Source organism: Neisseria sp. HMSC074B07, assembly GCF_001810355.1.
Classification (GTDB): Bacteria; Pseudomonadota; Gammaproteobacteria; order Burkholderiales; family Neisseriaceae; genus Neisseria.
In genome coordinates, this window is sequence record NZ_KV800919.1 from 15,294 (window position 1) to 21,291 (window position 5,998).

The 5,998-nt window shown below is 50.1% G+C and carries 5 protein-coding genes; 4 read left to right on the top strand and 1 reads right to left on the bottom strand.

Annotated features, from left to right (window positions below):
• Positions 1 to 248 precede the first annotated feature (248 nt).
• Both HMPREF2726_RS03550 and HMPREF2726_RS03555 read left to right on the top strand, forming a co-directional pair.
• Positions 249 to 509, top strand: a complete 261-nt coding sequence (locus HMPREF2726_RS03550; RefSeq protein WP_003762337.1) for a hypothetical protein — start codon at positions 249 to 251, stop codon at positions 507 to 509.
• Between the two features lie 160 nt (positions 510 to 669).
• Positions 670 to 999 carry an FKBP-type peptidyl-prolyl cis-trans isomerase gene (locus tag HMPREF2726_RS03555; RefSeq protein WP_003743612.1) on the top strand — a complete coding sequence of 110 codons (330 nt, stop codon included), beginning with the start codon at positions 670 to 672 and terminating at the stop codon, positions 997 to 999.
• A gap of 1,008 nt (positions 1,000 to 2,007) precedes the next feature.
• Here HMPREF2726_RS03555 and HMPREF2726_RS12835 read toward each other — a convergent pair.
• The gene (locus tag HMPREF2726_RS12835; RefSeq protein WP_003762343.1) at positions 2,008 to 2,199 is read right to left on the bottom strand and encodes a hypothetical protein; all 192 of its coding nucleotides are present in this window, start codon (positions 2,197 to 2,199) and stop codon (positions 2,008 to 2,010) included.
• Between the two features lie 112 nt (positions 2,200 to 2,311).
• On the opposite strand from HMPREF2726_RS12835, the gene mnmG reads away from it, so the two are divergent.
• The gene (gene mnmG, locus HMPREF2726_RS03560; protein WP_070602207.1) at positions 2,312 to 4,207 is read left to right on the top strand and encodes a tRNA uridine-5-carboxymethylaminomethyl(34) synthesis enzyme MnmG; all 1,896 of its coding nucleotides are present in this window, start codon (positions 2,312 to 2,314) and stop codon (positions 4,205 to 4,207) included.
• Between the two features lie 255 nt (positions 4,208 to 4,462).
• A complete protein-coding gene (locus tag HMPREF2726_RS03565) occupies positions 4,463 to 5,938 on the top strand; it encodes a KAP family P-loop NTPase fold protein (protein WP_070602209.1) in 1,476 nt (491 codons plus the stop codon).
• Positions 5,939 to 5,998 lie beyond the last annotated feature (60 nt).

A 5,998-nucleotide genomic window follows, 5' to 3' on the forward strand; every position in this document is an offset into this window, starting at 1 on the left:
TTGTCCTGATTTAAATTTAATCCACTATAAAACCGTGAAACAAGAATGGGCTACGCCGCTGCACCATTGTGGATAAGTTTTGACCGGAGGTCGTCTGAAAACGGGCTAGGGCATATTGTTTCTTATTGGTAAATATTATTTCAACAAAATAGATATTTATCAATCAAAAAGAAATCAATAAAATGCTTTCCATCGCTTGAACGCCTACGCAGTTCATCTTTTATATTCAACATCATAAGGAAAGTATCATGAAAAAAGCACTCTTCGCCTCCCTCATCGCCGTTGCCGCCGCCGCATCTTTCGCCGACAGCCGCATTCCTGAATGGAACCATGCCAACGACTCCGGCCCCATTCCGGGCTTAACCCAAGTCGAATATCACGATGCGCACGATATGCGTAAAGATGATGACCGCGTGAAATTCACCGCACCTGCCACAGGCGTGCGCGAAATCACCGACATCGGCTACAACGACACCTATGCCCGCTCGTTGCAAAACGGCTCAAATTGATTGCCCATCAGTTGAAGTTGAAAGGTCGTCTGAAAACGTACCCATCCGTTTTCAGACGACCTTTTGCTTTATCGGAAACGGCAGCTATGATACCCTTCAGCGCGGAATATCGAAGAGTCGATATTGTTAACTGATTGAAAACGCTATGAAAGGATAAAACATGAGCGGTTTGATTATTGAAGATTTGCAGGAAGGCCACGGCAAAGAGGCCGTGAAAGGCAAGGAAATAACCGTACATTACACCGGTTGGCTGGAAGACGGCACCAAATTCGACTCCAGCCTTGACCGCCGTCAGCCGCTGACGATTACGCTGGGCGTGGGTCAGGTCATTCAAGGCTGGGACGAAGGTTTCGGCGGCATGAAGGAAGGCGGCAAACGCAAGCTGACCATCCCCGCCGAAATGGGCTACGGCGCACGCGGCGCAGGCGGCGTGATTCCGCCAAACGCGACGTTGGTGTTTGAAGTGGAGTTGTTGAAAGTTTACGAATAATGCCTGACGGCGTTAGGATGGATTTTCTACATTGAACTGAGCAAAAGGTCGTCTGAAAACCGAATTTTGAGGTTTTCAGACGACCTTTTTGTTTAATCCAAGCGGGTTGGGACAACTTAGGTAGCGTGGGCTTTGCCCACGAAATCTGCTGTCTAACCATGTCAGACAATAATCTTATTTGCTTTCATTTCGTGGGCAAAGCCCACGCTACGGGTGGCTGCAACAGCAACTTGTCCCTTCCCCCGTCTGGCGGGGGAAAGTTAGGATGGGGTGGCTTTGTGGATTTAGGTCAAATCGAATTCGTGCAGCCCATAGAGCCACCCCCAGCCCTCTCCCGCCGGACGGGAGAGGGGGTAGGTTACAGGTTGAAACGAGGTCGTCTGAAAACCTTGAGATTCGGTTTTTTAGAGAAACCCGTTCTACACCCGTTTTCAGGCGACCTTATTTATTCAATCAACACGGGATTGAAATAACTCAGGTAGCGTGGGCTTTGCCCACGAAATCCACAGTCTGATAACCTGAATCGGGAAACCGTGTATGTTATTTATCTCGTGGGCAAAGCCCACGCTACTCGTTGCGGCAACAGCAACCTGTTCCTTCCCCCGTCTGTCTGGGGAAAGTTAGGATGGGGGTGGTTTTGTGGGTTTAAGGTAAAAGCAAATTCGTGCAGCCCTAAGAGCCGCCCCCAGCCCTCTCCCGCCGGACGGGAGAGGGGGTAGGTTACAGGTTGAAACGAGGTCGTCTGAAAACCTTGAGATTCGGTTTTTTAGAGAAACCCGTTCTACACCCGTTTTCAGGCGACCTTATTTATTCAATCAACACGGGATTGAAATAACTCAGGTAGCGTGGGCTTTGCCCACGAAATCCACAGTCTGATAACCTGAATCGGGAAACCGTGTACGTTATTTATCTCGTGGGCAAAGCCCACGCTACGGGTGGCTGCAACAGCAACTTGTCCCTTCCCCCGTCTGGTGGGGGAAGGCCAGGATGGGGGGGGGCTTTGTGGGTTTAGGTCAAATCGAATTCGTGCAGCCCTAAGAGCCACCCTCTCCCGCCGGACGGGAGAGGGTGCAGGTTGCGAATAAAAACGAGGTCGTCTGAAAACCTTGAGATTCGGGTTTGTAGAGAAACCTGTTCTACACCCGTTTTCAGACGACCTTTTTCCTGCCCTGTTCCCGCAAGCGCCTTTCCACCTGTCAAATCCCCCCGAAAAAGCGTACAATTCCACGTTTATTTTTGAATTCATTATATTTTCAGACGACCTCCGTCAGAGAAAAGAGGTCGTCTGAAACCATTAGGCACGTTGACACACATGACCCACATGATTTACCCCAAAACCTACGACGTCATCGTCGTCGGCGGCGGCCACGCAGGCACGGAAGCCGCGCTTGCCGCCGCACGCATGGGCGCGCAGACGCTTTTGCTCACACACAACATCGAAACGCTCGGACAAATGTCGTGCAACCCCTCCATAGGCGGCATCGGCAAAGGCCATCTTGTACGCGAACTCGACGCGCTCGGCGGCGCGATGGCGTTGGCCACCGACAAATCCGGCATCCAGTTCCGCCGTCTGAACGCCAGCAAAGGCGCGGCGGTTCGTGCCACGCGCGCGCAGGCGGACCGCATTTTGTATAAAGCCGCCATCCGCGAAATGCTGGAAAACCAAGAAAACCTCGACCTCTTCCAGCAGTCGGTTGACGACGTAACGCTCGACGGCGACCGCATTTCAGGCGTAATCACCGCGATGGGCGTGGAATTCAAAGCCCGCGCCATCGTGCTGACCGCAGGCACGTTTTTGTCCGGCAAAATCCACATCGGTTTGGAAAACTACGAAGGCGGCCGCGCGGGCGACCCCGCCGCCAAATCGCTCGGCGGACGTTTGCGCGAATTGAACCTGCCGCAAGGTCGTCTGAAAACCGGCACGCCGCCGCGCATTGATGGGCGCACGATTGATTTCTCCCAGCTCACCGAACAGCCCGGCGACACGCCCGTGCCCGTCTTTTCCGTGCGCGGCAACGCCGAAATGCACCCGCGCCAAGTGTCCTGCTGGATTACGCATACCAATTTGAAAACACACGACATTATCCGCTCAGGCTTCGACCGCAGCCCCATGTTCACCGGCAAAATCGAAGGCGTCGGCCCGCGCTACTGCCCGTCTATCGAAGACAAAATCAACCGCTTCGCCGACAAAGACAGCCACCAGATTTTCCTCGAACCCGAAGGCCTGACCACCAACGAATACTACCCCAACGGCATCTCCACCAGCCTGCCGTTCGACATCCAAATTGCGCTCGTGCGCAGCATGAAAGGTCTGGAAAATGCCCACATCCTACGCCCCGGCTACGCCATCGAATACGACTACTTCGACCCGCGCAACCTCAAAGCCAGCCTCGAAACCAAAACCATCCAAGGCCTCTTCTTCGCCGGACAAATCAACGGTACGACCGGTTACGAAGAAGCCGCCGCGCAAGGCCTGCTCGCAGGTGCAAACGCCGTGCAATACGTCCGCGAACAAGACCCGCTCCTGCTGCGCCGCGAACAAGCCTACCTAGGCGTATTGGTGGACGACCTCATCACCAAAGGCGTGAACGAACCCTACCGCATGTTCACCAGCCGCGCCGAATACCGCCTGCAACTCAGGGAAGATAACGCCGACATGCGTCTGACCGAAGACGGTTACAAAATCGGCTTGGTGGGTGAAGAGCAATGGCGCATGTTCAACGAAAAACGCGAAGCCATCGAACGCGAAATCCAACGTTTGAAAACAACGTGGTACACGCCGCAAAAACTCGCCGAAGACGAACAAATCCGCGTGTTCGGACAAAAACTCAGCCGCGAAGCCAACCTGCACGACCTCTTGCGTCGCCCGAACCTCGACTACGCCGCACTGATGACGCTCGAAGGCGCAGAACCCGAGTGCAGGCTGCCTGAAGACGTGATTGAACAAGTCGAAATCCAAGTCAAATACCAAGGCTATATCGACCGCCAAAACGAAGAAATCGACAGCCGCCGCGACATCGAAACCTTAAAACTGCCCGACGACATCGATTACAGCAAAGTCAAAGGCTTATCGGCAGAAGTGCAGCAAAAACTCAACCAGCACAAACCCGAAACCGTCGGACAAGCCAGCCGCATTTCCGGCGTAACCCCTGCGGCAGTGGCGTTGCTGATGGTGCATTTGAAGCGCGGGTTTAAGGGGGCGAAGTAGGCTCACCCGCAGATAGTAAAAGGTCGTCTGAAACCGAAAATCAGGTTTCAGACGACCTTTTAAATATCAGAACATATCCATATGATTAAACCAAGACATACCTATGCCGTCATTCCCGCGCAGGCGGGAATCCAGAAGTTTAAAATTACGGTAATCTCTAAACATTTCTGAATGATTGCGGTCTGGATTCCCGCCTGCGCGGGAATGACGATGCGGGTATTCTTATTTGAATTTATGATTAAACAAAGGGATAGCATGGAAACCCAAACTTTAGAAAACCCCACTTTCGATACACAAGACGAATTCAAGCGTAAGCCTATTGCCGAAAACATCATCAGGCTGCTTACCTCGCCCATCGACCTTTCCCCTATGGTCATCGACGGCGGCTGGGGAACGGGTAAAACCGAATTTTGCCAAAAACTGATTCGGCTCATGCAGCAGCAACATCCCGATTATCAGCCCGTCTATATCGACGCCTTTCGTTCAGACCACAGCGGAGAGCCTCTGCTGGCATTGTTTGCCGAAATCATTAAAGCCTGTACGCCTGAAGATACTGGCGAGCGGCCGTCTGAACAGCGCAAAGAAATGACGAAGAAAGTCGCGAAAGCCGCAGGATTCGTAATGAAAACCGTTGCTAAGGCAGCGGTTGGTCATGTCCTAAAGCAAAATACAGACGATTTAGTAGAAGAATTCCAACAGATAATGAATGGCAACCAAGATGCAAACAGTTTGGCCGAAACCGTAACCGATGCCGCTGCCACAATCGCCAGCCATACCATCGATGCAACCGTCGAAGCCTTATTGAAAGAGCAAATCGAAGCGGAAAAAAATCTGGAAACGCTCAAAGCCTGCCTGAAAGAATTGGCAACGGACAAACCGATTATCCTGTTTATCGACGAACTCGACCGCTGCCGCCCTGATTACGCCGTCGATATGCTGGAGGTTATCAAGCATGTCTTTGATGTCAAAAACGTCAAAGTCGTGCTGGTGACGAACACCAAACAACTGCGCGCGGCGATTAATCATCGGTATGGGGTGGAAGTGGATGCGCAAAAATATTTAGATAAATTTTTGAAGTACAGCTTTGCTTTGCCGGAAGTAATTGGGGGGACAAATTATCTTGTGAGAAAGTATTATTTAGTTACGATTATCTATTTTCATAAATTGATACGAAGTAGCCCTATGTTTAATCAATTTAAAGACTCAATTTATAATGAATACAACATATATTTTATTAGCGATATGATGGAACGAAACAATATCTCGCTTAGAGAAACGGAACGATTCGTCCACCATTTGGAGATATACCTTACCTTAAGAGGAGAGCTAAACAAAGAAAGAAGGATAGAGTATAATCTCTTGATTATTTTGGGTGTATTTATCTTTTGCTTCTATCCGAGTTTAATCAATGATATTTATAAAGAACGTATGGATGCCAAAGATATTGCTCAATTATTCAATATTCAGTCTTGGCCTAGTATGCCAGAGGATAGAAAAAGGTTTAATTGCGCCGATCTTATGGCTGTAATGTTGATTAGACACAGTAATCTTAGCGATAAGCGGTTTATAGCAAATATAAGATATGATGAGGAATATTGGCAATTTCATATGGATAGAATGTTTCTCAAAAATTCCGCCATTTTTCCCCAAGGAGTAGACGGAATATATGGTGTTTTAGCCATACTAAAAGACATATTCCTAGTCCTCAACCTTGAAAAAACTCCCCAATAAAAAAGGTCGTCTGAAAACCCAAAAACCAAGTTTGAACTGCACCCCAAAAGTTGGACATCC